21 protein-coding genes and 1 pseudogene are annotated in these 25,137 nt (G+C 59.9%); 10 read left to right on the top strand and 12 right to left on the bottom strand.

The annotated features are described in order from the left end of the window. The first annotated feature begins 60 nt into the window (after nucleotides 1-60). The 3 genes from PMI22_RS0129665 to PMI22_RS06735 all read left to right on the top strand — a co-directional run bounded on the left by PMI22_RS0129665 (nucleotide 61) and on the right by PMI22_RS06735 (nucleotide 1,477). Nucleotides 61-348, top strand: coding sequence for a hypothetical protein (locus tag PMI22_RS0129665; RefSeq protein ID WP_157214455.1), 288 nt, complete (start codon nucleotides 61-63; stop codon nucleotides 346-348). Between the two features lie 64 nt (nucleotides 349-412). Then, a complete protein-coding gene (locus PMI22_RS30815) occupies nucleotides 413-715 on the top strand; it encodes a hypothetical protein (protein ID WP_007947858.1) in 303 nt (100 codons plus the stop codon). 201 nt (nucleotides 716-916) lie between these two features. Beyond that, nucleotides 917-1,477, top strand: a complete 561-nt coding sequence (locus PMI22_RS06735) for a YSC84-related protein (RefSeq protein WP_007947857.1) — start codon at nucleotides 917-919, stop codon at nucleotides 1,475-1,477. Nucleotides 1,478-1,549: 72 nt separating this feature from the next. On the opposite strand, the gene PMI22_RS06740 is transcribed toward PMI22_RS06735, so the two are convergent. Further along, nucleotides 1,550-2,422, bottom strand: a complete 873-nt coding sequence (locus PMI22_RS06740) for a DNA/RNA non-specific endonuclease (protein ID WP_007947856.1) — start codon at nucleotides 2,420-2,422, stop codon at nucleotides 1,550-1,552. Nucleotides 2,423-2,809: 387 nt separating this feature from the next. On the opposite strand from PMI22_RS06740, the gene PMI22_RS06745 reads away from it, so the two are divergent. After that, complete coding sequence (locus tag PMI22_RS06745) at nucleotides 2,810-4,978, top strand: TonB-dependent siderophore receptor (RefSeq protein ID WP_033049564.1); 2,169 nt, start codon at nucleotides 2,810-2,812, stop codon at nucleotides 4,976-4,978. 170 nt (nucleotides 4,979-5,148) lie between these two features. Here the strand turns inward: PMI22_RS06745 and PMI22_RS06750 are convergent, their stop codons facing one another. From PMI22_RS06750 to PMI22_RS06765, 4 genes are all read right to left on the bottom strand, one after another. Then, nucleotides 5,149-9,135, bottom strand: a complete 3,987-nt coding sequence (locus tag PMI22_RS06750; protein WP_007947854.1) for a hybrid sensor histidine kinase/response regulator — start codon at nucleotides 9,133-9,135, stop codon at nucleotides 5,149-5,151. 57 nt (nucleotides 9,136-9,192) lie between these two features. Further along, the gene (locus tag PMI22_RS06755; RefSeq protein ID WP_007947853.1) at nucleotides 9,193-10,350 is read right to left on the bottom strand and encodes a response regulator; all 1,158 of its coding nucleotides are present in this window, start codon (nucleotides 10,348-10,350) and stop codon (nucleotides 9,193-9,195) included. 143 nt (nucleotides 10,351-10,493) lie between these two features. After that, nucleotides 10,494-10,994, bottom strand: a complete 501-nt coding sequence (locus PMI22_RS06760) for a DUF4405 domain-containing protein (RefSeq protein ID WP_007947852.1) — start codon at nucleotides 10,992-10,994, stop codon at nucleotides 10,494-10,496. Between the two features lie 219 nt (nucleotides 10,995-11,213). After that, the gene (locus PMI22_RS06765; RefSeq protein ID WP_007947851.1) at nucleotides 11,214-11,603 is read right to left on the bottom strand and encodes a c-type cytochrome; all 390 of its coding nucleotides are present in this window, start codon (nucleotides 11,601-11,603) and stop codon (nucleotides 11,214-11,216) included. Nucleotides 11,604-11,742: 139 nt separating this feature from the next. Here PMI22_RS06765 and PMI22_RS06770 point away from each other — a divergent pair, with 139 nt between their 5' ends. Both PMI22_RS06770 and PMI22_RS06775 read left to right on the top strand, forming a co-directional pair. Continuing rightward, complete coding sequence (locus PMI22_RS06770; protein ID WP_007947850.1) at nucleotides 11,743-12,039, top strand: DUF7693 family protein; 297 nt, start codon at nucleotides 11,743-11,745, stop codon at nucleotides 12,037-12,039. A gap of 255 nt (nucleotides 12,040-12,294) precedes the next feature. Then, nucleotides 12,295-14,007 (top strand): amidase, encoded by a 1,713-nt coding sequence (locus PMI22_RS06775; protein ID WP_007947849.1) that lies wholly within the window; start codon nucleotides 12,295-12,297, stop codon nucleotides 14,005-14,007. 47 nt (nucleotides 14,008-14,054) lie between these two features. Here the strand turns inward: PMI22_RS06775 and PMI22_RS06780 are convergent, their stop codons facing one another. Continuing rightward, nucleotides 14,055-14,435 (bottom strand): RidA family protein, encoded by a 381-nt coding sequence (locus PMI22_RS06780; RefSeq protein ID WP_007947847.1) that lies wholly within the window; start codon nucleotides 14,433-14,435, stop codon nucleotides 14,055-14,057. Nucleotides 14,436-14,516: 81 nt separating this feature from the next. Further along, nucleotides 14,517-15,533 (bottom strand): succinylglutamate desuccinylase/aspartoacylase domain-containing protein, encoded by a 1,017-nt coding sequence (locus PMI22_RS06785; RefSeq protein ID WP_007947846.1) that lies wholly within the window; start codon nucleotides 15,531-15,533, stop codon nucleotides 14,517-14,519. A 92-nt stretch (nucleotides 15,534-15,625) separates the two neighbouring features. On the opposite strand from PMI22_RS06785, the gene PMI22_RS32540 reads away from it, so the two are divergent. Continuing rightward, nucleotides 15,626-15,757 (top strand): hypothetical protein, encoded by a 132-nt coding sequence (locus PMI22_RS32540; protein ID WP_405046860.1) that lies wholly within the window; start codon nucleotides 15,626-15,628, stop codon nucleotides 15,755-15,757. Between the two features lie 45 nt (nucleotides 15,758-15,802). Here the strand turns inward: PMI22_RS32540 and PMI22_RS06790 are convergent. The 5 genes and pseudogenes from PMI22_RS06790 to PMI22_RS32290 form a co-directional block, all read right to left on the bottom strand. Next, nucleotides 15,803-16,624: pseudogene (locus PMI22_RS06790) on the bottom strand (DMT family transporter); the annotation flags it as partial. Further along, on the bottom strand, nucleotides 16,624-17,322 hold the full coding sequence (locus PMI22_RS06795) for an ABC transporter permease subunit (RefSeq protein ID WP_007947844.1): 699 nt from the start codon (nucleotides 17,320-17,322) through the stop codon (nucleotides 16,624-16,626). The gene PMI22_RS06795 and the pseudogene PMI22_RS06790, both read right to left, overlap by 1 nt. Before the next feature lie 5 nt (nucleotides 17,323-17,327). After that, complete coding sequence (locus PMI22_RS06800; protein WP_007947843.1) at nucleotides 17,328-18,041, bottom strand: ABC transporter permease; 714 nt, start codon at nucleotides 18,039-18,041, stop codon at nucleotides 17,328-17,330. Nucleotides 18,042-18,189: 148 nt separating this feature from the next. Next, a complete protein-coding gene (locus PMI22_RS06805) occupies nucleotides 18,190-18,972 on the bottom strand; it encodes a transporter substrate-binding domain-containing protein (protein WP_007947842.1) in 783 nt (260 codons plus the stop codon). A gap of 28 nt (nucleotides 18,973-19,000) precedes the next feature. Beyond that, complete coding sequence (locus tag PMI22_RS32290; protein ID WP_007947841.1) at nucleotides 19,001-21,016, bottom strand: aminotransferase class I/II-fold pyridoxal phosphate-dependent enzyme; 2,016 nt, start codon at nucleotides 21,014-21,016, stop codon at nucleotides 19,001-19,003. A gap of 404 nt (nucleotides 21,017-21,420) precedes the next feature. Between PMI22_RS32290 and glcD the strand changes: the two genes are divergently transcribed. The 3 genes from glcD to glcF all read left to right on the top strand — a co-directional run. Next, entirely contained in the window at nucleotides 21,421-22,920 is a 1,500-nt protein-coding gene (gene glcD / locus PMI22_RS06815) for a glycolate oxidase subunit GlcD (protein WP_007947840.1), read from the top strand. After that, complete coding sequence (gene glcE / locus PMI22_RS06820; protein WP_007947839.1) at nucleotides 22,920-23,984, top strand: glycolate oxidase subunit GlcE; 1,065 nt, start codon at nucleotides 22,920-22,922, stop codon at nucleotides 23,982-23,984. The genes glcD and glcE overlap by 1 nt, the downstream gene beginning before the upstream one ends. A 3-nt stretch (nucleotides 23,985-23,987) precedes the next feature. Further along, a partial coding sequence (gene glcF, locus PMI22_RS06825) for a glycolate oxidase subunit GlcF (RefSeq protein ID WP_007947838.1) occupies nucleotides 23,988-25,137 on the top strand: 1,150 nt, incomplete at its 3' end.

Below are 25,137 nucleotides of genomic sequence, written 5' to 3'. Positions count from 1 at the left end.
CGCCCGTCATGGCTGACGACTCGCTTCAGAGTGGATTTGAGGCCCGCCGGGGTCAGCCATATGCGTATGGTGGCCCAACTGATTGATGCCAACTCCGGGGCGGAAATAGGTACCCTGCGCCGCAACAGCGCCTTTCGGGTGCAACAAGAGGGGCACCGCTTGCACATAAATGTTGAGCGCAGCGCCAAAGGCGAAACGGACAGCACGATTCCTGAACTGGTAAACACACTGGGCCTGTTTATTTTCCGGCCGGACAGCAGCCTGAGTTACTGGATGCGCCCGTTGTCCGAGACGCGTTACCTGTTCGATGATGGGAATGACATGTTCATTCTGTGCAGTAAAAGATGACCCCGGCGAACGCCAAAGTGCACAGCCCCACACACGCCTGAGCTGTTGATACAGGGGAAACGGGATGACCGAAAAAACAGCGCACCAATGCTGGTCATGGGTTCTCCCCTCCCTGCTCGCCATCAGCCTTGCGCTGACAGCGGGATGTTCAAGCAAAACATCCAGGCATCGCTATTCGACTGCAAGCCTGGGCTCCAATTGCTATGCAAAAGCGCTACCCACTGCCGGTGAAGGCGGCCTGGCGTGGGGCTCCACCCTGAACATTGCCCGCCAAAAATCCCTGAATAATTGCATTCGCTATGCCGGCCGCTCAGGCGGCACGCCGAACACCTGCCAGGTGGTGTTGGCGGAATGTAAAAAACGATAGGGGTAGAAAGCGGCGAACCCGGCCGTTTCATAGTGGTCACAACAAGTGATGGCATCGCGCCTTGGGTTTCCTGCATTCCAGCGCGACGCTTGCAAACCACACATATCAGGGTGCGCCGGATAACTTCAGTCGGTTTGGTTCCTGTCTGACGCAGGTACTGACTGCTGCTCTCATCCAATGCTCCCTTCTCGGAGTACGGAAATGACTCAATCAATGCGCTACTTTCTATCGATCTTCCTCGCGTTAGCTACGCTGGCCTCGACGAGCCTGCTGAACAGTGCCAGTGCAGAAACCGCAGAGGATCTGAATAAAGACGCTGTGCAAGCATTGGAGACGCTCTACAAAGCCAATCCAACAGCCAAATCCATCTCGCAACAAGCCAAGGCCGTGCTGGTCTTCCCCAAAATCATCAAGGCTGGCCTGGTCTTCGGCGGCAGCTATGGCGAAGGTGTATTAATGAAAGGTAAGACCGTCGTGGACTATTACAACTCCGTGAGCGGGTCGTGGGGGCTGCAGGCGGGCGCCCAGTCCTATGGCTATGCAGTATTTCTGATGAATGATAAAGCGGTGAATTATCTGGCTGAGTCCAAGGGTTGGGAAGTTGGCGTGGGACCAACCGTGGTTGTCGTGAATGAAGGGATTGCGAAGAACCTGTCCAGCTCGACGCTCAAAGATGATGCGTATGCGTTCATCTTCGACCAGCAAGGCTTAATGGCCGGGGTCAGCATCGAAGGTTCGAAAATCTCCCATATCAAACGCTAAAAGCGGCCAGGCACGAATCACCCCATCGGTTGCCCCCCAACCCTTGGGGTGAAGTCCATTAAGTAGAAGCGATCAAGTGCGGCCCACGGAACCGGTAACCGGCAGGTTACCCAGCAACTTGAGCCCCGTGGCTTTCACGAAAGCGTCATAGTCCATCGGTCTCTCGATACGGGTTTCTGCGTTTGGTAGCACGTACGCCCACGCACGTTGGGACGATGCGTCATAGACCAACTTGAACAGGCGGCTCGGCACCCAGACTTTATTGTCGCCAATGGTGGTGTGTCCCGGGTCAAACAGCGGGCCGGTAAACACATAAACGTTGCCCTCGGCGCGCTTGGCAAACTTCCTCACATCAGATTCGACCTTGCTCCAGATCTTCCGGTTGTTGGTGGGGTCTTGCGGCACCATGTTCGACAGCGCGAAGGACTGAGCCATTGCATTGGGGTTCGGAGCATCGGCTGCCGGGGATTGATGACCGCGGTCCACCGCCGGATGCTGGCTGCGGTAGTCGCTCAACTCTGCCCGCCCACTCTTGGGGATGCGTGGATCCGCATAGAACTGATTGGTGCGCTCCTCCCCTTTGGCATCCTGAAGCTGGGCGGCATTCAGACGCTCGACCACGACCAGCGGCGTCTTGCTGGTTTGCGAGTACAGCACCGCGAAGTGGTCGGAACACAGGGCCAAGGGATTCATGGTTGCGGGCACGGTGGCGATGTTGATCGGTTTGGCTGCCGGGAACAGATCTGCACAGCCGTCGAACGATGCCTGCTTCTGCTTGTTTGAATAAAGGTCCAGCGCCGCGCTCTTGCTGATCGAGCCCGAGCGGGACACTTGTTCCTGTGCCTGGGTGGGCGGCTTTAAGAGATCCAGCAGGTTGCGGGCTTCTGCCCCGGAGGAAAGCAAAACAAGGGCCGAGAGCCCAACTGCAATTTTGCGTAGGTGCATGCGTTTTAGATCTTCGAATTGGATTAAGGGGTAAACGGACGGAGAGGACCACCGCTGACGGTCGCGCGGGGTTTATTGACCATCACAAATCCCGTTAGTGCTGAACGGCGGCTGCATTCTACTCGCCAATGCACGTCGAGGAAGCAATCAGCAAAAAACGCTCAGAAGCGAACGCCAAAAGTCAGATCACCGCGTTGACTGATATCAAAAAGCAATCTTTCTTAAACAAGTGTTTGGCAATTCATCACATTTGCGTATGATATCTATTCTCAAATAACACCAATTCAAATGTGAGCTCACATGACCGCCCCCATCCTCCTGTGTTCAAAAAACTCCGTTACGCCGCGTGCGCCTCTGGCACTACGCCCTTTGGCTCTCGCAGTGCACATGCTGACAGCCGGTATCGCCTTCGTTGCGCCCTCCGTGCAAGCGGCGGAACAGACTGAGCAGACCGAGACGGGCAGCGCTGTGACCTTGCCGGCTATCGCTATCACTGAGACGGCCACGGGTGAACGCAGCGCCATCACCGAGGGCACTAACTCCTACACGACCGAATCTGAACGCACGGCCACCCCCTTGAACCTGTCTCCGCGGGAGACACCGCAGTCGGTCGGCGTCGTCACCCAGCAGCGCATACAGGACCAGGATCTGCAGACAATCCTCGACGTGGTCAACAATGCCACCGGTGTGTCGGTCAACCGCTACGAAACCAGCCGGGCACAATTCAACGCCCGTGGCTTTGAACTCAACTCGCTGATGATCGATGGCGTACCTACCATCTTTGAACAGCCATGGAGTTCGGGTGAGATTTTCAGCAGCCTGGCCATGTATGACCGCGTTGAAGTGGTCCGCGGAGCCAACGGTTTGATGACGGGTGCCGGCGATCCGTCCGCGTCGATCAATATGGTGCGCAAGCGCGCTTACAGCACTGAACTGAACGGTTCGCTGGAAGTGAACGCCGGTACATGGGACACCTATGGTGCCCAGGCCGATGTGGCCACAGCGCTGAACGAGGAAGGTACGATTCGCGCACGGTTGGTCGGGGAGACCAACGAGGGTGACACGTGGATCGATATGAATTCGAACAAGCGCCAAACCCTCTACGGCACCATGGATATCGACCTGACGCCCGACACCACGGTCTGGTTCGGTTTGAGCCATCAGGAAAACAACGCCGAATCACCGATGTGGGGTGGCCTGCCCGTCTGGTACGCCGATGGCAGCCGCACCAACTGGAGCCGTTCCAAGACAACCTCCGCTGACTGGAGCAAGTGGAACACGACCTACGACACCTACTTCGTCAATCTCGACCACAAGTTTGCCAACGACTGGCAAGCTCACCTCAGCTACAACCGTGGCGAGCGAAACGGCCACTCTTCCCTGCTGTACCTTTCCGGCAATCCGGGCAGGGACGGTAGCGCGCCGATGTTTTCGTTCCCGGCAACCTACAAGACCAGGACCACCCAGGACGACTACGGCATCCGTTTCGATGGCCCGTTCTCTCTGTTGGGTCGTCAGCATGAAGCGGCCTTTGGTTATATAGACAGCAAGCAGAAGTTCGACGCCGATTCACTCGACGCGCAAACCGGTTTTGACGGCGTGGCCAATTTCGATACCTACAAGGGCGATTTCCCCGAGCCGGTATGGGGCCCAAGGACCGATTACGGCTACAGCGAAACCCGGCAAAAGGGGCTATACACAGCCACCCGTTTGAACGTGACCGACGATTTGAAAGTGATTCTGGGTGCGCGTGAGAGCTGGTACGAGAAGACCAGTGATGACGTTTTTTCGGAAGTGAGCAAGGTCGATGTCGATCATGAATTCACCCCTTATGCAGGCGTCGTCTACAACCTCACCGAAAACCTTTCGGCCTATGCCAGCTACACCGAAATCTTCCTGCCGCAATCGGTGCGCGACAGCAGTGGCAAGACATTGGAGCCCATCGTTGGCGAGAACCGGGAAATCGGCCTGAAGGGTGAATACTTCGGCGGTCGCTTGAACACCTCCGCTGCGATTTTCCAGATCAAGCAGGATAATCTGGGCCAGAATACCGGCGTGCTGATCGATCCATCGAACCCCGTGGGTGGCTTCGCGTACGAAGCCAGTGAAGGCGCAACCAGCAAGGGCTTCGAACTGGAAGTGTCCGGCGAGCTCGCAACGGACTGGAACGCAACGTTGGGTTACACCCAGTTCAAGGTCGACGATGCCAACGGCGACGACGTCAACACACTGTACCCGACCAAGCTGCTGCGAACGTTCACCACCTACCGTCTGCCCGGTGCTTTCAACAAGCTGACCATTGGCGGCGGGGTTAACTGGCAAGACTCGATCTACACCTACGCCCTCAACCCGGCCGGCAACTCCGAGAAAATCCAGCAGGATGCCTATGCGCTGGTCAACCTGATGGCTCGCTACGAGATCACCGATAACCTCTCGGCGCAGGTGAATGCGAACAACGTCACCGATGAAAAGTACTTCGACATCTTCGATGCCTTCGGCGCCCTGACATACGGTGCACCGCGTAGCGTTACGGCTTCGGCGAAGTATCGCTTCTAAGACACCAGGTTGGGTGGCGCTGCTCGTTGCTATCCCCACCTGAACATGACGCAGAAAACACAACACCGGCCTGGCGCCGGTGTTGTGTTTTCTGCTGATTGCGCAGCGACTCCGTTGAGCCGGGTGTGCAGAGCTTCTTTAGCGATATCCCCGCTTCATCAGCCTGATGATCACCACAGATCCTCAAGCAACTCCAGCGCCTGATCAAAATCGAAGCTCTCGGCTTGCTGGACAACCCGATGTAATTGCTCGGCCACCCGAGGGCCTGCAGCCAGCCCTTGTAGTTTGTGCAAGGCCGTCAGCGCCTGGGCGTCACTCTCGGCCAGCAGCTGCCGCACGTGAATCAATTGCGCATGCCATTCGCTGTCGAACGGTGGCGCGGCTGATGAATCGACGGGCTCTGTCGATTCGTTCAGTACCAACAATCCTTCAAGCACCGGCGTCAGGCAGCGTTCAACCTCCGCCAGTCGTTCAACCAGATCCTGCTCCACCGCACCGTTCAGACACGCCTGTTCCAGATGGCTGGCTGCATTTGCCACATCAATGGCTCCGATATTGCCCGCTGTACCCCGTAGGGTATGGGCCAGTCGAACCGCCACCGTTGGATCGCTTTCACTTCGGGCTGCCAGAAATTCGGCGCAAAAGGCCTGCTGGCTGGAGCGAAATTTGCGCAGCAGGCGCAGGTAGAGTTCGACCTTGCCCATGCAGGTGGCCAGGCCTGCGTTCAAATCAATACCGGGAAGACTGGCTGGCAGGCCAGCGGCCGTCATCGTGGTGACGGGCGACACGTCGGCCGCAGGCGCGCCACGACCAGGTCTGGGATGTATCCACTTGGCCAACGTGGCGAACATGTCCTCGACGTTCAAGGGTTTGGAGATGTGATCGTTCATGCCACAGGCAAGCGCCCGTTCGCGGTCCCCTGCCATCGCGTCGGCCGTCATGGCGATCACCGGCAGATTCGCCCAACGTGACTGTTCGCGTATCTTGCGGGTAGCGGTATAACCGTCCATCACCGGCATCTGGCAGTCCATCAACACACCATCGAGGTCAGCATCGCGCTCCAGCTGGTCGAGCGCCTCTGCGCCGTTGACCGCCAGGCACAGCTCGATACCGGCGCTTTCCAGCAATTCACACGCCAGCTCGCGGTTCAACTCATTGTCCTCCACCAGCAGCAGTCGCGCGCCACGCAGGCTGGCCATAGTGCTGGCACTATGGTCGAGTCGCTCGCTGGCCCGGGTATCGGTCTGAGGGATCTTGCCGAGTACCCTGCCCAGCGCCTCAAGCAATGTCGACGGCGTCACCGGCTTGGTCAGCACCACCGGCAATTGAATGCCTTGCCGGCTGGCCTCTTCGCGGGCTTCCTCGCGACCGAACGCGGTGACCATGATCACCGACGGCGTTTGTGCGAGTTTGGCGGCCTGCATCTGCCGCACCGTCTCCACCCCGTCCATGCCGGGCATGCGCCAATCCATGAGCACCAGATCATAGGGCTGCGCCTTGGCTTCGGCCTCCAACAGCAAGGTCAGTGCGGCTGGACCACTTTGTGCGACGTCCACCTCCACGCCGAAGCTGCGCGTCATGCCAGACAAAATCTCGCGCGCGCTGGCGTTGTCGTCGACCACCAACACACGACTGCCGAACAATTCGTCGGCAGTCGCCATGCGCCGCAATTGAACATCGCGTTGCACGCCCAGGCTCACCTCGAAATGAAACGTGGAGCCGTGGCCCGGTTCGCTCTCCACCCAAATGCTCCCGCCCATCAACTCCACCAGATGCCGGGAAATGGCCAGGCCCAACCCGGTGCCGCCATATTTTCGGGTGGTGGAGCTATCGGCCTGGCTGAACGGCTGAAACAGGCGCGAGCATTGCTCGGTGCTCATGCCGATCCCGCTGTCACGCACCCAGAAATGCAGATGCGCCTCCTCTCCTGCAGCACCTCGCAGCTCTACACCGAGCACGATCTCACCCTGCTCGGTGAACTTCGTCGCGTTGTTGCCCAGGTTGACCAGTATCTGACCCAGACGCAACGGATCGCCGATCAACGCGGTCGGCAACTCGGCCGCAATGTTGAATAGCAATTCCAGGCCTTTGTCCTCGGCTTTCAGGCCAATCATGTTGGCAAAGCCATCCAGCACGTTCTCGAGGTGGAAGGGAATGTGTTCGAGGTGCATCTTGCCGGCCTCGATCCTGGAGAAATCGAGGATGTCGTTGATGATTGCCAACAGGTATTCCGCCGAACGATGGACCTTCTCGATGTAGTTGCGCTGGCGGTGGTCGAGCTCGGTGCGCAAGGCCAGGTGGCTCATGCCAATGATGGCGTTCATTGGCGTGCGGATCTCGTGACTCATCGTGGCCAAAAAGTTGCTCTTGGCCCGAGTCGCCTCCTCGGCGGCCTCGCGTGCGCGCTGCACCTCGGCCTCGGCAGTCTTGCGCTCGGTGATGTCAAAATACCAATTGGCCCACACGCCCCGCTCTCCCAACGTCATCGTGACGGTCGACACCAGTACATCGAAGCGTTCGCCTCCCGCGCGTTGCAAGCGGGCCTCGAAGTTCAGCACCGGCCCTTGCGACGCTGCTTCGAGAAAGCGCTCGTGTGCCTGCGGGTCGACCCAGAACTGTGCCGGATCCGTATCTTCGAGTTCAGCGAGACGGGTGCCGAACAAACTGTCGAACTGTGGATTGCAGTAGGTCGGACGGCCATCGACATCTCTGATCACCATGGCCACCGGGCTGCTGTCGAGTACGGCGCGCAACTGTGCCTCGTTGGCCTTGAGCGCCTGCGCCTGTTCCTCCAGCTTCAGCGCCTGCTCCGCCACTTCATTGGCCTGGCGACGGGTTTCTGCCAACAGGGTCTTGACCGCCTCATTTCGTTCCATGATGGCCATGGCAGCAGCCAGGCGTGGGGTCGCTTCATGCAACAGCTGCCATTCGCGCTCACCCAACGGCGCCAGTCCGGCCAGCTCAAGTACGCCCAGCAGCCGCTCGCCATGCACGATGGGTTGCAACAGCAGGCAACTGGCGGGAATCTCGCCAAGCGGCGAGTGCAAACGCCAGTATTGCTCCGGCAACGCTTGAAACTGACGCGGCTGGCGATCCACCGCGCACTGCCCCAACAGGCCATCGCCGAACATGACTTGCGCTTCGGGTGGCCGCTCGGAATCAGTGGCATAGCGGCCCATCAGCAGCAGCTGACCGGCGTCCTCTTGTGCGCTATAAAGCACCCCTTGGCAGATACCGTGCAGGTTTGCCACGTGTTGCAGGAACACCTGCGCCAGCTCGGCTGGCGTTTCTGCCTGTTGCAGATCGACCTGCAACTGGGCGGTATGCGCCTTGATCCAGCGCTGACGCTCCAGTTGTTGGGACTCGGTTTGCAGTTTGGCAATGGCCCGCGCCAGATCACCCGTTTCGTTGTTCAGGTCGGTGTGGGGTATCGGTTGATCGAGCTGCCCTGCGGCCAACTGGTCCACCGCAGCCCGCACCCGGTTGAGCGGGTTGCGGATCGACTGGCTGACCAGCCAGGCCAGCAGCAGCGCCAGCGACAATCCACCAATCAACAGTATGTAGGTCAGCTTGGTGCTGCGTTCGGCAAAATCGGCAATTTCCTTGGCCGTGTCGCGAATCGAGGCTTCCTTGATCTGGGCGATCGCATACAAAAGGGTATCGGCCTGCTTGGCAAGTTGCTGGAACTCACGGCTATTGACTAGCGCCAACGCCTGATTCTGCCGCCCCTGATCAATCAACAAAAAGGCCTGTTCGCTATGCCCCTGCAACTGTTGCGCCAGCAGGTCGAACTCGGCGAGGCGCGCCAGGTTCTCCGCACGTCTGAGGGTCACTTTGCCGTTGGCCAGCGCCACCTGCAGGCGATCCCGGGAATCGTGCAGCTGCTGCAGGGATTCAACGCGAATCTGTGCGCTGTCGGTACCCACCGCCCGCTGAAGTGCTTGCATCATATGAGGCATTTGCACCCGTGCTTCTTGCAGGTGCTCCATGCCGACCAGTTCCTGGAGATAGAGGTTTTGCATGTCCTGTTTCAGCGATTGCTGGGTACGCAGGCTTTGCACCCCGAGTACCAGCACCAATAGCAGCAGCGCCGCGAACCCCAGAATCAGTTTGTGCATAAGCGCGAGGCGCTCAAGCAGCGTGCGCAATCCAGCCATGGTCTAACCTCGTGAACCTGATGAATACACTGACAAAGGGGCCCCGTAATTGCGGGTTCACTGAGTCTGGCCGCTACGTTCCAGGGCCGCCAGCTTGCCGGCCATGTCCTGATCGGTATCGGCGAAACGCGCGGCAATGGCCAGGAACTGTTCAACGCAGACCAGGAAGGCATCGCAGATGTCAGGGTCGAAGTGCGTGCCTCGCCCCTGACGAATGATCTCGACGGCCTGTGCGTGGGGCATCCCCGGTTTATAGACCCGACGGCTGATCAACGCGTCATAGACGTCGGCCACCGCCATCAACCGGGCGCTGATGGGGATATCGTCAGCAGCCAGCCCCTGCGGGTACCCGCTGCCGTCCCATTTTTCCTGGTGACTGTAGGCAATCTCCTTGGCCAGAGTGAGGAAGTCGGCGCGAATGCCAAGCGCATCCTCGGCATGCTGGATGGCGTCACGCCCCAGCGTTGTGTGAGTCTTCATGATCTCGAACTCTTCCTCGGTGAAGCGTCCCGGCTTGAGGAGGATATGGTCGGGAATGCCGACCTTGCCGATGTCGTGCAGCGGCGCCGACTTGAACAGCAACTGGATGGTCTCTTCGCTGAGAAAGTGGCTGAAACGCGGATGTTCCCGCAAATGCTCTGCCAGCACCTTGATGTAATGCTGGGTCCGCCGGATATGGTTGCCCGTTTCGTTATCGCGGGTCTCCGCCAGTGACGCCATGGCCTGGATGGCCACATCCTGGATTGCAATCACCTCGCGGGTGCGGCGCTCCACCTCCTGCTCCAGATAGTCGTTGTGATCGCGCAGGAAGTCTTTCGCCGCCTTGAGCTTGAGCTGGGTATCCACCCGCGCCAGAACCAGCGCTGGCCGGATAGGTTTGGTGATGTAGTCGACAGCGCCTAGTTCCAGACCATGGATCTCATCTTCGGTCCCGGCCATGGCGGTCAGAAAGATGATCGGAATATCGCGGGTACGCGGATCGCGCTTGAGCTGATCGGCCACTTCATGGCCCGACATCCCGGGCATCATGATGTCGAGCAGGATCAGGTCCGGCAGCGGGTCGCCCTGCAATACACGCAAAGCCTTTTCACCGCTATTGGCAACCTTGACCCGGTAGCGATCCTTGAGCAGATCAGTCATCAGCATGAGGTTATCGGGCGTGTCATCGACCACGAGAAGCGTGGGCGGACTGTAATGATTCTGTTCAGTACTCATTCGGGCGGCTCCATTGCCAGTCATTGACATCCCAAGGCGACATTTCCACCCCAGCGCTGGGAAGCTTAGCTGCAGTTATCCACGGCCGCCCTGTCGGCGTCAAACTGCTCAATGGCTGGATTTTGATCCTATCCTTTATTACGTTACTGCCGCTCACTCAGCAGTTCGGCAATCAATTGCGTGGGCTGCATCTTCGCTGATTGGGCGATCTGGTTGAGGCTGTCGCTGGCCGACGTCACTGAAAGCCCACGTTGGCGCAGCCGCGAAACCAGTTCATCAGGTGTGTTCTTGAAAAGGGCCGCGCTGTCGGTCAAAGGCGCCTTGGTCACCAGTTGCACGGCGGCAAATGCCGGATTGCCCCCCTGCCTGCCACCCATGCCGGAAATGACGAAGGGCACTGCAACCAATATCGAAAGCAACAGCGGTACATAAAGTGACTTGCGCTTGATATACCCCATTAGAGGCCCCCAGTTCTTCCACAAGTGCAGTGCAAATGGAACCAGAAGAACAATGCTGAGCCATTCATGCATGCCATGAAACAGCGCCGGTGCCCAATGGAAGAACAGCGCCACGCCAGAAATCATAGAGACAATAAAGAAGCCAGTGGTCAGAGGCGTTGCGAATCGATTAATCAGGTTTTTCAAGGGGTATCTTCCAGGTTTCAATCATCTTGGGGTCAGCGCGCAAGCGGGCTCGCAGGACTTGCAAGAGGGATTTTCAGGCGATGGTTTGAGACACGAATGGTACAGCCGTTTTGTGTAAGTAATTTGTAAGCAGGAGTAAAACTTCTATTTACATTGACCCTTACAACGACATCGCCGACAGCACAAAAGTTTGAAAAGTTAGATGAGTGCAGTAAAGCACTACTGCACCTGAAAGGTTTCCAGGTAAGCCAGCAAGTTGTCGATCTTTTCCGGATCGCTGAGTCCCCAGAAAATCATGCGGGTGCCGGGGACCACTTCTTTCGGTGCTTCGAGGTACGCGATAAGTGTTTCGCGATTCCAGACGATACCGGCGGATTTCATGCCGTCGGAATACTGATAATCCGCAGTGCTGCCCGAAGGTCGTCCAAAGATGTTATTGAGTTGCGGACCAAATGAACCCCGTGCCGATTCGCCGACCTGATGGCACCCCCCGCAGATTCGTTTGAACAATGTCGCACCCGCTTCAACATCGCCGGCCGCGTGTGCCGGAACGCTCAACAAACTTGTATTGAGTAGACAGGTGAAGATAAATACGGCGACTTGCTTCATGGGCTGTTTCCGAGTTTGTAGGGCCAGGCGCGAGTGAATCAATGGACGCCTGCTTGCAGACGCAAAAGTCTACGTAAAGAATGACTCTCTTCGTAGCCCGGCGTATCGGCGCCTGACAAACATTTCACTGGAGACAACCGTGCCACCCCTGACCGCCCGCGAGGTTTACCAGACATTGCGCAACGCCGCCCTGGGCATCCACCCTTTGCGACGCCTCGATAGACCCTCCACGCCCGGCCAGGTGCAGGTCGACATCGAGGGCTGGTGCCTGACCCTCGACGTCGATGGCGTCCATGTGCGCCACTGCCAACGCTGCCACAGCCCCGATGGCCGCGAGGGCGATCTCGACAGTTGGCAACGGTACGGCACCGACCCGCTCAGTTTTCTCAGCGCGTGGGAGCTGGCGCAGATTGAGCGGCTGCTGACTGAGGACTGAGCACCTTTTGGCTTGACTGATCGGCTGTCGCTCGCCCAGTGCTCGAATGTCACTGACTGACGGCCCCCGGATCCGTCTCGCACCACGGACAGCGTTTCCTCTGTTCCCGGCTTAATGCCAAAATACAACGCACAGGTCACCCGTCCAGCCCTTGCCGCGTAATGCAGTGCAACGAGAATTCGATATGAAAGCCCATTTTCAGTTAAGTGATGCCCCGAAATCCCGCGTCTCCCATCAGCCGCCGGCGGTAACAGCATGATTGAGGTCACTGAGGTTTCCATTGCGCAATTGCGTGCGGCACTCGAATCCGGCCAGACAACGGCGGTGGAGTTGGTGCAGGCTTATCTCGCCAGGATCAATGCCTACGACGGTGCCGACACCTCTACCGCACTGAACGCTGTCGTGGTTCGCAACCCCGATGTGCTCCAGGAAGCGCAAGCGTCCGATGCGCGCAGGGCCAAAGGCGAAACGCTGGGGCCGCTCGATGGCATCCCCTACACAGCGAAAGACAGTTATCTGGTGAAGGGGCTGACCGCTGCGTCGGGTAGCCCCGCCTTCGCCCACCTGATGGCCTGTCGCGATGCGTTCACCATCGAACGGCTGCGCGGCGCCGGCGCCATTTGCCTGGGCAAGACCAACATGCCGCCCATGGCCAACGGTGGCATGCAGCGCGGGGTCTATGGCCGCGCCGAGAGCCCGTACAACGCTGACTACCTCACTGCGCCGTTCGCCTCGGGTTCATCCAACGGTGCCGGCACGGCCACCGCCGCCAGTTTCGCCGCGTTCGGCCTGGCGGAAGAAACCTGGTCGAGCGGACGCGGTCCCGCCTCAAACAATGGTTTGTGTGCCTATACGCCCTCGCGCGGGGTGATTTCGGTGCGCGGCAACTGGCCGTTGACCCCGACCATGGACGTGGTCGTGCCGTTTGCCCGGACCATGGCGGACTTGCTTGAAGTGCTCGACGTGGTGGTGGCCGAAGACCCGGATACGCGCGGCGATCTGTGGCGTTTGCAACCCTGGGTGCCGATTCCGAGTGTTACCTCGGTGCGCCCTGCCTCCTATCATGAACTCGCCGCGCAACCCGAGGCGCTCGCCGGCAAGCGTTTCGGTGTGCCGCGCATGTACATCAACAAAGACCCGGAGGCCGGCACCAGCGAGGCGCCGGGAATCGGAGGGCCGACGGGGCAGCGAATCAACACCCGTGCCTCGGTGATCGGTCTGTGGGAAGCGGCTCGACGAGCGCTGGAAGCGGCCGGTGCGGAAGTGGTCGAAGTCGACTTCCCGCTGGTTTCCAATTGCGAAGGCGACCGTCCGGGGGCGCCGACCGTGTTCAATCGCGGCATCGTCTCCAAAGAGTTCCTGCACCATGAGTTGTGGGACCTGACGGCCTGGGCGTTCGATGACTTTCTTCAGGCCAATGGCGATCCGAAGCTGAACCGCCTGGTCGACGTCGACGGACCGCTGATTTTCCCCCACGACCCCGGCACGCTGCCGAATCGCGAGGGCGACCTTGCCGCCGGCATGGACGAGTATGTGCGGATGGCCGAGCGCGGCATCACGCCCTGGAACGAGATCACCACCGTGCCTGACGGCTTGCGCGGCCTTGAACAGACGCGGCGTATCGACCTTGAAGAGTGGATGGATCGCCTGGGTCTCGATGCAGTGTTGTTCCCGACGGTCGCCGACGTTGGTCCGGCGAATGCCGATGTCGATCCGGCGTCTGCGGACATCGCGTGGAGCAACGGCATCTGGGTCGCTAATGGCAACCTCGCCATCCGCCACCTTGGGGTGCCCACGGTCACCGTGCCGATGGGTGTGATGCCGGACATCGGCATGCCCGTCGGGCTGACTTTTGCCGGTCGCGCCTATGACGATTCGTCGCTGCTGCGCCTGGCGTCGGCGTATGAAGCCACCGGGTCGAAACGCTTGATCCCGCCACGTACTCCGCCGCTGTCGAACCAGCTGTAACGTAGACCGGGATTGGAGTGATGCTGGCTCCAATCCCGCTCAACGATTCAGCCCTTGGCCGCCATCGCGGTCACTTCCACGCGCATGCCTTCGACCGCCAACGCGGCCACGCCCACAGCGGCGCGAACCGGCCACGGTTTGGCGAAGAAACGCTTATAGACTTCGTTGAATGCGGCGCGATCGGCCATGTCGGTGAGGTAGATGGTCAGGTGCAACACCCGATCCATCGAACTGCCGGCGCGCTCCAGTGCGACTTTGAGCGCTTGCAGCGTGCATTCGCTCTGCTCGACGATGCCACCCAATTCCAGACTGCCATCGGCGCGGGTCGGGATCTGCGTGGAAACCAGCAGGCCGCCGAGACCGGCGACGTCGGAGGAGATGGAATCCTGGTCAGGGTCAGGGGTGAACGTGATGTCTTGATTGGCCATGGGGATCTCGTGCTTGAGGTGATAAAGGGCTGTCGCGTATCAGGCGCGCAGTTTACAACCCCACGGCGCACTGCTGTTCATCTAGTTCGGGTCCAGCAACCCGCCACTCCAGTTGCGTGAGACCCGGCTGCCGGTGAATTTGGCCACCACCATGCCCTGGGACACCAGCCGATCCCGGTAGCGGGTGACCATGCGTCCCGCTTGCTCGGCCACCAACACCACTTCGGACGACGGATCACCCGGTCTGCGTAGAATCCGCGCAAAGCGCTGCCCTTCTTCGACGAAATCGCCGAGCTCTTTTTCAAAGATCAGCACGCCGGGCTGCGGCGCCAGAATGGTTTCCATATGTCCCATTTCCATGGCCTCGACAGGCCAGTCAGCGGGCGCCAGCGCCTCATCAATCACGCCGAAACCGCACAGCCAAACGTACAACCCTTCGGCATCCTGCTCGGCAAACCGGTCACTGACATCGCCCTGCCCGCGCAGCTCCAGCGTCGCGGCCATGCGCTGATCGGTGACGCCGTCGCGCAGCCACGGCGCGATGATGGTTTCTTCGAAGGAGCCATCGCCACCGTCATCCCAGATGATCGCCACGTCCATTTTCATTGCGGCGGCCAGTTCGCGGCCACGGGGCCAGAAACAGCGGTGAGCGTAGAGGTAGGGCAACGCCTCGTCATCGGTGTGCAGGTCGAGCATCACATCCGCCGGGGCCGCCAATTGCACCAGTTTTTTTTGCCATTCCTGGACGTTGGTCGACGGCTGGACCATGGCGACCGACTGGTCGAACGCGCGGTTGAAGTTATGCCCGGTGGCATCGTGAAAACGACCGAGAATTCGCCCTTGGCGAAACTGCCCGATGCCCAGCGGATTGGCTTGCGGTACTACCGTCACACTGCCGTTGAGCCGACCGTTGGCCTCGGCGATCTCTAGCTTTTGCATCAGCAAATGCAGCACCAGCATCCCGGCGATTTCATCGGCATGCACCCCGGCCTGCAAATGTACTGTCGGCCCGCTGCCATTGCCCTCGAAGCGCCAGGCGCAGACCTGCACCGGGTCGCCGTTGTTGTTGCGAACACTGAACGAAACATCCTGCGCCATCTGCTTGTTCTCCCACGTCACGAACGTTAAAAACCGAAACATTGCCATGGCCGACACTGGAGATTTGAACGGTAGCCATCGGTTTATCGGCGATGCTCGACGGACTCTGGATCGAGTGGTGCCTGAACCCCGAAACCTTCAGCCCCGCCAACGGCCTCCACATCTGTCGTTGCTGGATAAAGGGGCTGCGACACGGAGCATTCAGCACCGACGACGTCTTGTGAGGGGTGTCGCCCGAAGATCATCGCCAAGGTGCCGCTGACCGCGATCAGCCCGGCACCGACCATCAATGACACGTCCATCAGCGTGCCCCAGATCAGGCTCGACAACAGGAATGCCCAGATCAGGCCGGTGTATTCGAACGGCGCCAGCAAGGTGGCAGTGGCCCGCTGAAAACTGGCGAACAGCAGAAACTGACCGATACCGCCGACCAACCCGGCGCCGAGCATTCCCAGCCAGGCCGGGGTCGGTGCCGGGGTGTCGTTCCAGGGCAGCGCCACCGTCATGCAAATCACAAACACCACGTTGGTGATCAGCATCTGCTCCAGCACTGACGTCTGCTCATCCACCTGGCGCAACTGAATGTAAGTGAACGCCCAGCACATTGCGGCCAACAGCGTCAGGATCACTGGCACGGGATCGGCCAGGTTGTCGGGACGACAGGCAATGATCACGCCGACAAAACCGATGATCAGACTGAACCACTGCCACGCGCTGGCGCGCTCCTTGAGGATCACTGCCGCCAGCACGGTGACCATGATCGGCGCGGAGAAATACAGCGTGGTCATTTCCGCAAGGGTCAGGTCCCGGGCCGCCGTGTAATACAACACCCAGGCAACAATCGACAACAATCCACGAACCACCAACAGACGCCGGCTCGGCGAGTGCCAGGCACGCTGGACCAGGCGCAAGCGCCCCACCAGCAGGCAAGCCAGCACCACCACGAGGGCGCGCCAGAACAGAATGCTGACCACTGAATAATCCGCCACCAGCCATTTGATGGCAGCATCCTGCAACGCCAGGAACGTGTACCCCAAGGTGCACAGGCCGATGCCTTGCAACGACCGGTCGACGATCCGTGGCGCGTTCATTACATCGACCTGCGAACGGGCGTCCCGCGCCGTTCGGCAAAGGCAAATAGCGCTTCGATCAAAAACGTCAGGCAGACATAGACGCCGGCCACCAGCAGCAAGGGTTCATACACTTGCAGGGTCTGGGCGCGTACCACGTTGGCGGCGCCCAGCAGGTCGATAATCGCAATCGTCGACGCCAGCGCGGTGGACTTGAGCAGCATCACGGTCTCCCCGGCGAGTGTCGGTAACAACAGGCGCAGCGCCCGGGGTAAACGCACCCGCAGCAACGACTGGCGTGCCGTCATACCAAACGCCGAAGCCGCTTCCATCTCGCCTTTGGGTACCGCCAGCAGCCCGCCGCGAATCACTTCGCCGACATAGGCCCCCACCGACACCACCAAGGCAAACACGATGTACCAATACCCGTCCCGCAGGTACGGCCAGAGGAAGCTGCTGCGAATCAACGGGAACTGCGCAAACAGGCTGCCCAGGCCGTAGTAGAAAATGTAGATCTGGATCAGCAGCGGCGTACCGCGCGTCACGCTGGTGTAAAACAGGCTGACGTTGGCGATCACTCTGTTCTTTGAGATCCGCGCCAGCGCCACCAGCACCGCGAGCGCGAAACCCAGCACGCTGGAAATCAACAGGATGGTGATGGTCGTTTGCAGCCCCCGGCCCAACAGCGCCGCGTATTCAACTATCCACGCTGGAATCATTTCATTTACTCAGCCAAAGGCATCCAGCGACGGATGCGTCGCTCAAGCCGTCCAGACAGGTAGTTGGACGCCAACGTCACCGCGTAATACATCGCCGCGGCGGTGAGGTAGAACAACAAATAATGCCGCGTCGAACCCGCGCCTTGCTTGGCGGTGTACAGCAGCTCGTTGGTGCCGACCACGCTGATCAATGCACTGTCCTTGATCAGGTTGATCCACAGGTTGGCCATCCCGGCCATGGCGTAAGGCGCCATGATCGGCAGCGTGACCCGCCGGAACAAGCCGAACCCGCTCAAGCCAAACGCCTTGCCCGCCTCGATCTGGCCGAAAGGAATGGCCTGGATCGCCGCCCGAAAAATCTCCGAGGCGTAAGCGCCCTGCACCAGGCCCAGCACCACAATGGCCGCCAGCGGACCGCTGACATTCACCGTGCCGTAACCCATCTGCACCATCAGCGAATTGAGCAGCATGGAGCCTACGTAGTACAGCAGCAGGATCAGTAACAACTCCGGAACTGCCCGGAATAGTGTGGTGTAGCTGCGCATCAGCGCTGCGATAGGTTTGGGCGCGCTGAGTTTGAGGCAGGCCACCACCAACCCGATCATCAGCCCGAGCACAAACGCCCCGGCGGAAATCTGCAGGGTCATCCAGAGCCCCTTTAACAGCGCACTGCCCCATCCTTGCTCGCTGAAATTGATCAACTCGAACATTGCCGGCATTTCACTCTCCAGTTAGCGCAATCACTGCCTGACGCAGGCCCCCTGTGGGAGCGAGCCTGCTCGCGATGGCGGTGTGTCTGTCGACATCATTGTTGAATGACAGGCCGTCATCGCGAGCAGGCTCGCTCCCACAGGATCTCTATTCAGATCAGAAAGCAGGTTTCACGCTGGTACCGAAGTAGTGTTGGGACAGGTCGTCATAGTCCTTGCTCGCCAGCAGGCCCTGGATGGCCTTGTCGAGTTTGGCCTTGAGCTCGGTATCGTCTTTGCGCAGACCGGCGCCCACGCCTTTGCCGAAAATCGGGTCATAAGGCACCGCGCCGAGGTAGTCCAGGTTGCTCGCATCCGGCGTCTGCACGAAGGCCGCCATGGCCGTGCCGTCCGCCATCATCAGGTCGATACGGCCGGCAATCAGGTCGGCGTTAACCGAGTCCTGGGTGTCGTAATACTTCACGTCGGCGATTTTTTCGTAGTACTGCTTGAGGTAACTGGCACTCACGGTGGAGTTCTGCACGCCGATGATCTTGCCCTTGAGATCGTCCGGGTACTTCTTGACGGAGGTGCCCTTGGGGCCGACGATCGCGATCACCGAGTCGTAGTAGGCCTTGCTGAACGCGATCTGTTTTTCGCGCTCTTCAGTCACCGACATCGAGGAAAAAATCACGTCGATCTTCTTCGCCAGCAATGAGGGAATGATGCCGTCCCACGCCACTTCCTTGATCTCGCACTCGGCTTTCATTTCGCTGCACAGCTTGTGGATCAGGTCGACTTCAAAACCTTTCCATTCACCGTTGGCCTGCTTTTCGGTGTACGGCGGATAGGGTTCTGCCGCCACCGCGAACCTGATCGGCTGGGCTTGGGCCGCGCTCATGCCGGCCAGCAACAAGCAGGCCGCGCCGGTAAACCAGTTTGCCAAACGTCGATTTCCCATGATTTTTCCCCGTCTTTTTTATGATTTATTAGCGAGTCTGGTGAGCGTTGACGAATTGTCGGCAACGTTCGCTGCGTGGGTGTACGAACACTTCATCCGGCGAACCGGTTTCCTCGATCAGCCCTTGATGCAAATAGGCAACTTTGGAAGAGACATCGCGGGCAAAGGCCATCTCATGGGTCACCAGGATCATGGTCCGGCCTTCTTCCGCGAGGGAGCGGATCACCCGCAGCACTTCACCGACCAGTTCCGGGTCGAGTGCCGAGGTGGGTTCATCGAACAGCATGACCTTGGGCCGCATGGCCAGGGCTCGGGCGATGGCCACCCGTTGTTGCTGTCCCCCGGAGAGAAACGCCGGGTACTCGTTGCGCTTGGCCGCCAGCCCGACGCGTTCGAGCAAGGCTTCGGCGCGCTCGGTCGCCTCGGCTCGGCTTTCACGCAGGACCTGGGTCGGCGCTTCGATGAGGTTTTCCAGCACCGTGCGATGGGGCCAGAGGTTGAAATTCTGAAACACCATGCCCAGGCTCGAACGGATCCGTACCAATTGTTTGGCGTCGGACACCAACGGTGCACCGGGGCGGTCGTGATTGAGCTTGATGCTTTCGCCGTCCACCAGAATGCGCCCCTGGTCCGGCACTTCGAGCATGTTGATGCAACGCAGCAAGGTACTTTTACCCGAGCCGCTGGCGCCGATCAGGGAAATTACATCGCCTTCGCGCGCCGTCAGGGACACGCCCTTGAGCACTTCGATATTACCGAAGCGTTTGTGCAGGCTATCGACTTCGATCATGGTCTTGGCTGTGACCGGTGCAACGGTGGCTTCGCAGGTGACGCGGCTGGTCACGGGGCTGATTACGGGACGGGGCGCTTCACCTTTGAGCACCAGCACAAAGTCGCGAATACGCTGACAGGCCAGGGCCAGGCGCTCTTCACCCAGCGTGAACGAAAGCCGCACAAAACCTTGCGCCGGCTCACCAAACGCCGCCGCATCGAGGACCGACACCTGCGCCTCGCGCAGCAAGCGCCAGGCGAACTCCAGCGAGGTCAGCCCGGTGTCGCGCACGTCTACCAGCACGAACATGCCGGCATCGGGATTGAGCACTGAAAGACCTGGGCAATCCGCCAGGCTCGCGACCACCAGATCGCGACGACGGCGATAGATGTCGCGCATGCCTTGGGCCACGTCGTCGTGGGCCTGCACCGCTTTCAGCGCCGCTTCCATGACAAACCCGGGCAAGCCATACAGCATGCTCAGCACCAGGGTTTCGGCGTGAGCAATCAAGGCTTCGTGGGCGAGCATCCAGCCGATCCGCCAGCCAGTCATGGCATGGGATTTCGACAGACTGCCGATCACCACGCAGCGCTCGGCCATTCCCGGCAGCGCCGCGAGGCTGAGGTGTTCGCGTTCGAATGCGAGGCTTTCGTAGACTTCGTCGACCACCACCCACAGGTCATGTTCGATGGCGAGGTCGGCAATGGCTTGCAGCTCTTCGCGGTTAAGCACCACGCCGGTGGGATTGTTCGGGTTGGAGAAGAAAATGGCCCGGGTGCGCGGGGTGATGGCCTTGGCCAGCACGGCGGCATCGAGCCTGAAACCTGAATCCGCCGAGCACGGCACCCGCACCAGCGTTGCACCGGAGGCTTTGAGCGTCGCCTCGTAGGTCACGTACATCGGGTCCAGGGCGATCACTTCATCACCGCTGCTGAGCAGGCACATCGACGTGATGAACAACGCGTTTTGTGCCCCGGCCGCGACGATCACGCTGGACGCTGGCACATCACGCTCGAACAGTGGGCTGTAGCGAGAAGCGATGGCTTCGCGCAAAGCCCGGCGCCCGGCGATCTCGGTGTAGTGGGTGTCGCCCTCGCGCAGTGCTTCAATGGCGGCATCGGTAATGAAATCGGGCGTGGGGAAATCCGGGTCACCGACGCTGAGAATGATCACATCCTCACCACGCCCCTGGGCTTCAAGGCCTGCATTGTGAATATCCCAAGCGGCCACGCCGTCGCCTGAAATCCGCTCAACAAAGGGTGAAAACCGCATGCCAGTGCCTCGTTCGAATTGAAGAAACGCAAGCCCGCGCAACCAGCCGGGGGAGGTGGCCACCAACATAGTCGAAGCTGAACAGTCGTTCAACAGAAAAGTCGCGACGCTTCGCGTTCAGCACAAACAGGTCGCTTTCACGACAGTCGCGCCGTTTTTCAATCACGGGAATGGGTGGTCGATAGGCTCTTAAGGCCGCAGCTTTGGCGTGTCTACCTCCCGGCAATGGAGGCGAACGAGCACGGATAAGCTAATGTTTTGGAGGTTGTTTTCTCTATTAGCCAAAAAACCGCCGAAGGGCCCGTTAAACAACCCATAGACAGAAAAACGCGGCAGGCCAATGATGCACATTAGCTGCCACCGGAAGACCTCGAATAAAAACCACTGAGGGTTGCGATCAGGCGATGAACATTCTTTACGATGAACGCGTCGACGGCGCTTTGCCCGATGTGGATAAAGCCGCCCTGCTCCATGCGCTGCACGCGCGGTTGCCCGATCTGGAAATCCTCCATCAGCAGGAAGAGCTCAAGCCGTATGAATGCGACGGGCTCTCCGCTTACCGCACCACACCCCTGCTGGTAGTGCTGCCCCGCCACCTCGACGAAGTCCAGGGCGTGCTTCGAGTCTGCCATGAGCGGCACGTCCCGGTGGTTGCCCGTGGTGCCGGCACGGGTTTGTCCGGCGGTGCATTGCCATTGGAAAAAGGTGTGCTGCTGGTGATGGCGCGCTTCAACAACATCCTGGACATCGACCCCGCCGCCCGCACCGCACGGGTTCAGCCGGGGGTGCGTAACCTGGCCATTTCCCAGGCGGCGGCGCCTTTCGGCCTGTACTACGCGCCGGATCCCTCCTCGCAAATTGCCTGTTCCATCGGCGGCAATGTTGCCGAAAACGCCGGTGGTGTGCATTGCCTGAAATACGGTCTGACCGTGCACAACCTGCTCAAGGTCGACATCCTGACCGTCGAAGGCGAACACCTGACGCTGGGGGCCGATGCCCTGGACTCGCCCGGCTTTGATTTGCTGGCATTGTTCACCGGTTCAGAAGGCATGCTTGGGGTCATCACCGAGGTGACGGTCAAACTGCTGCCCAAACCACAGACGGCGAAAGTACTGCTGGCGGCCTTCGATTCCGTCGAGAAGGCCGGCCGCGCGGTGGGTGACATCATTGCGGCCGGCATCATCCCCGGCGGCCTGGAGATGATGGACAACCTGGCCATTCGCGCCGCTGAAGACTTTATCCACGCTGGTTATCCGGTCGACGCCGAAGCCATTTTGCTCTGCGAACTCGATGGCGTTGAAGCTGATGTGCATGATGACGTCAACCGCGTGCGCCAGGTGCTGGAGCAGGCCGGCGCCACCGAAGTCCGCCAGGCCCGCGATGAGGCCGAACGCGTGCGTTTCTGGGCCGGACGCAAGAATGCTTTCCCGGCGGTAGGACGCCTGTCGCCGGATTACTACTGCATGGACGGGACGATCCCGCGCCGTGAGCTGCCCGGCGTGTTGCAGGCGATCGCAGCGCTCTCGGCCGAATATGGCCTGCGGGTGGCCAACGTGTTCCATGCCGGTGACGGCAACATGCACCCGCTGATTTTGTTCGATGCCAACCAGCCCGGCGAGCTCGACCGCGCCGAAACCCTGGGTGGCAAGATCCTCGAATTGTGCGTGAAGGTCGGCGGCAGCATTACCGGTGAACACGGTGTGGGCCGCGAGAAAATCAATCAGATGTGTGCGCAGTTCAACAGCGATGAGCTGACGCTGTTCCATGCGGTCAAAGCCGCCTTCGATCCGGGCGGACTGCTCAACCCCGGCAAGAACATTCCGACCCTGCACCGCTGCGCCGAATTTGGCGCGTTGCATGTGCATATGGGTCAGTTGCCCTTCCCTGATCTGGAGCGTTTCTGATGCGCAGCGAATTCGACATGGATGACAGCGCCGCGCTGCTGGAACAGGTCAATCAGGCGCTGCAAAACGCGACGCCGCTGCGCATTCAGGGCTCCAACAGCAAAGCTTTCCTTGGGCGCATTGTTGCGGGGGAGGTGCTCGATACGCGCACCCACCGAGGCATCGTCAGTTATGACCCGACCGAACTGGTGATCACCGCCCGTTGCGGCACGCCGCTGTCGGAATTGGCCGATGTTTTGGACGGCGCGCATCAGATGCTGGCGTGCGAACCGCCCTCCTTCGGTGAAGGCGCCACCGTCGGCGGCATGATTGCCTGCGGGTTGTCGGGACCACGACGCCCGTGGTCAGGTTCGGTCAGGGATTTCGTCCTCGGTACACGGGTGATCACCGGGCACGGCAAGCATTTGCGTTTCGGTGGTGAAGTCATGAAGAACGTCGCCGGCTATGACGTGTCGCGCTTGATGGCCGGCAGTTACGGGTCGCTAGGGGTGGTGACTGAAGTGTCACTCAAGGTGTTGCCCAAACCGCGTCAGTGCCTGAGCATCAGCCTGGAAATGGACAGTGATCGCGCTTTGCAGCGCCTCGCGGAGTGGGGTCAGCAGCCCTTGCCGATCAGCGCGGCGTGCCATGACGGACAGCGCCTGCATTTGCGGCTGGAAGGAGGCGAAGGTTCAGTGGCGGCGGCCCATGACCGATTGGGTGGAGAATTGCTGGACGCGACCTACTGGGAGGATCTCAACGAACATCGACTGGGTTTTTTCGATGAGGACCAGCCCCTATGGCGGTTGTCATTGCCCCACAACACGCCCCGGCTTTCCTTGCCCGGCGCTCAACTGATCGATTGGGGCGGTGCACAGCGCTGGCTCAAATCCGAGGCGCAGGCATCATTCATTCGCAAGATCGTCGGTGAGGTCGGCGGGCATGTGACCAGTTACAGCCATGGCCTGATCGACAGCCCGTTCCACCCGTTGCCTGCTAACCTGATGCAATACCACAGGAACCTGAAGCAGCAGCTTGATCCACGGGACATCTTCAACCCCGGTCGCCTGTACGCGGAGTGCTGACCCATGCAAACCACACTCAGCGAAAAATCCCGCCAACTGCCCCGGGCAGAAGAAGCCGAAAGCATTCTGCGCACGTGCGTGCACTGCGGTTTTTGCAATGCCACCTGCCCGACCTATCAGCTGCTGGGCGATGAACTGGATGGGCCGAGGGGGCGCATCTACCTGATCAAGCAGGTGCTGGAAGGCAACGAAGTCACGCGAAAAACCCAGCAGCATCTTGACCGTTGCCTGTCGTGCCGCAACTGCGAAACAACCTGCCCCTCTGGCGTCGATTATCACAACTTGCTCGACATTGGTCGCGCGGTAGTGGATGCCGCCGTACCGCGCTCAATCGACCAGCGCTTGTTACGCGAAGGTTTGCGCAGCGTTGTGCCCAACCCCGGACTGTTCAAGGCACTGGTCAACAGCGGGCAGATGTTTCGTGCGTTGTTGCCAAACAGCTTGCAAGCCAAGTTGCCTCGTCGTGTGTACCCGGCCAAACCGCGCCCGACGATGCGTCACTCAAGGCGGGTGCTGATACTGGAAGGTTGCGTGCAGCCTGGGCTGTCACCCAACACCAATGCCGCCGCCGCGCGCGTGCTGGATCGGCTGGGCATCAGCATCACACCGGTCCCCGAGGCCGGGTGCTGTGGTGCCGTCGATTATCACCTCGACGCTCAGGCAGCCGGCCTTGATCGCGCACGGCACAACATCGATGCCTGGTGGCCGGACATTGAAAACGGTGTCGAAGCCATCGTACAAACCGCCAGCGGTTGCGGTGCGTTCATCAAAGACTATGGTCACTTGCTCCGTGCCGACCCGGCCTATGCCGACAAGGCAAAAAAAGTCAGTGCGCTGGCCAAGGACCTGGTCGAAGTGTTGCGCGCCGAACCGCTGGAAAAACTCGGCATCCACTGCGCCCACCGCCTGGCGTTCCATTGCCCTTGCACCTTGCAGCACGCGCAAAAGCTCGGCGGTGCGGTTGAAGCGCTGCTGATACGGCTGGGTTTCAACCTCACGCCCGTGCCCGATAGTCACTTGTGCTGCGGCTCGGCGGGCACCTATTCGCTGACCCAACCCGAACTGTCCCGACAGCTGCGCGACAACAAGCTCAATGCGCTGGAGAGCGGGTATCCCGAGGTCATTGTCACCGCCAATATCGGCTGGCAGGCGC

The sequence above is a fragment of the Pseudomonas sp. GM21 genome (assembly GCF_000282215.1).
In the GTDB taxonomy this organism is placed as follows: domain Bacteria; phylum Pseudomonadota; class Gammaproteobacteria; order Pseudomonadales; family Pseudomonadaceae; genus Aquipseudomonas.
Note: the sequence above shows the minus strand (reverse complement) of the source record. Positions and strands in the feature narration are given on the sequence as shown.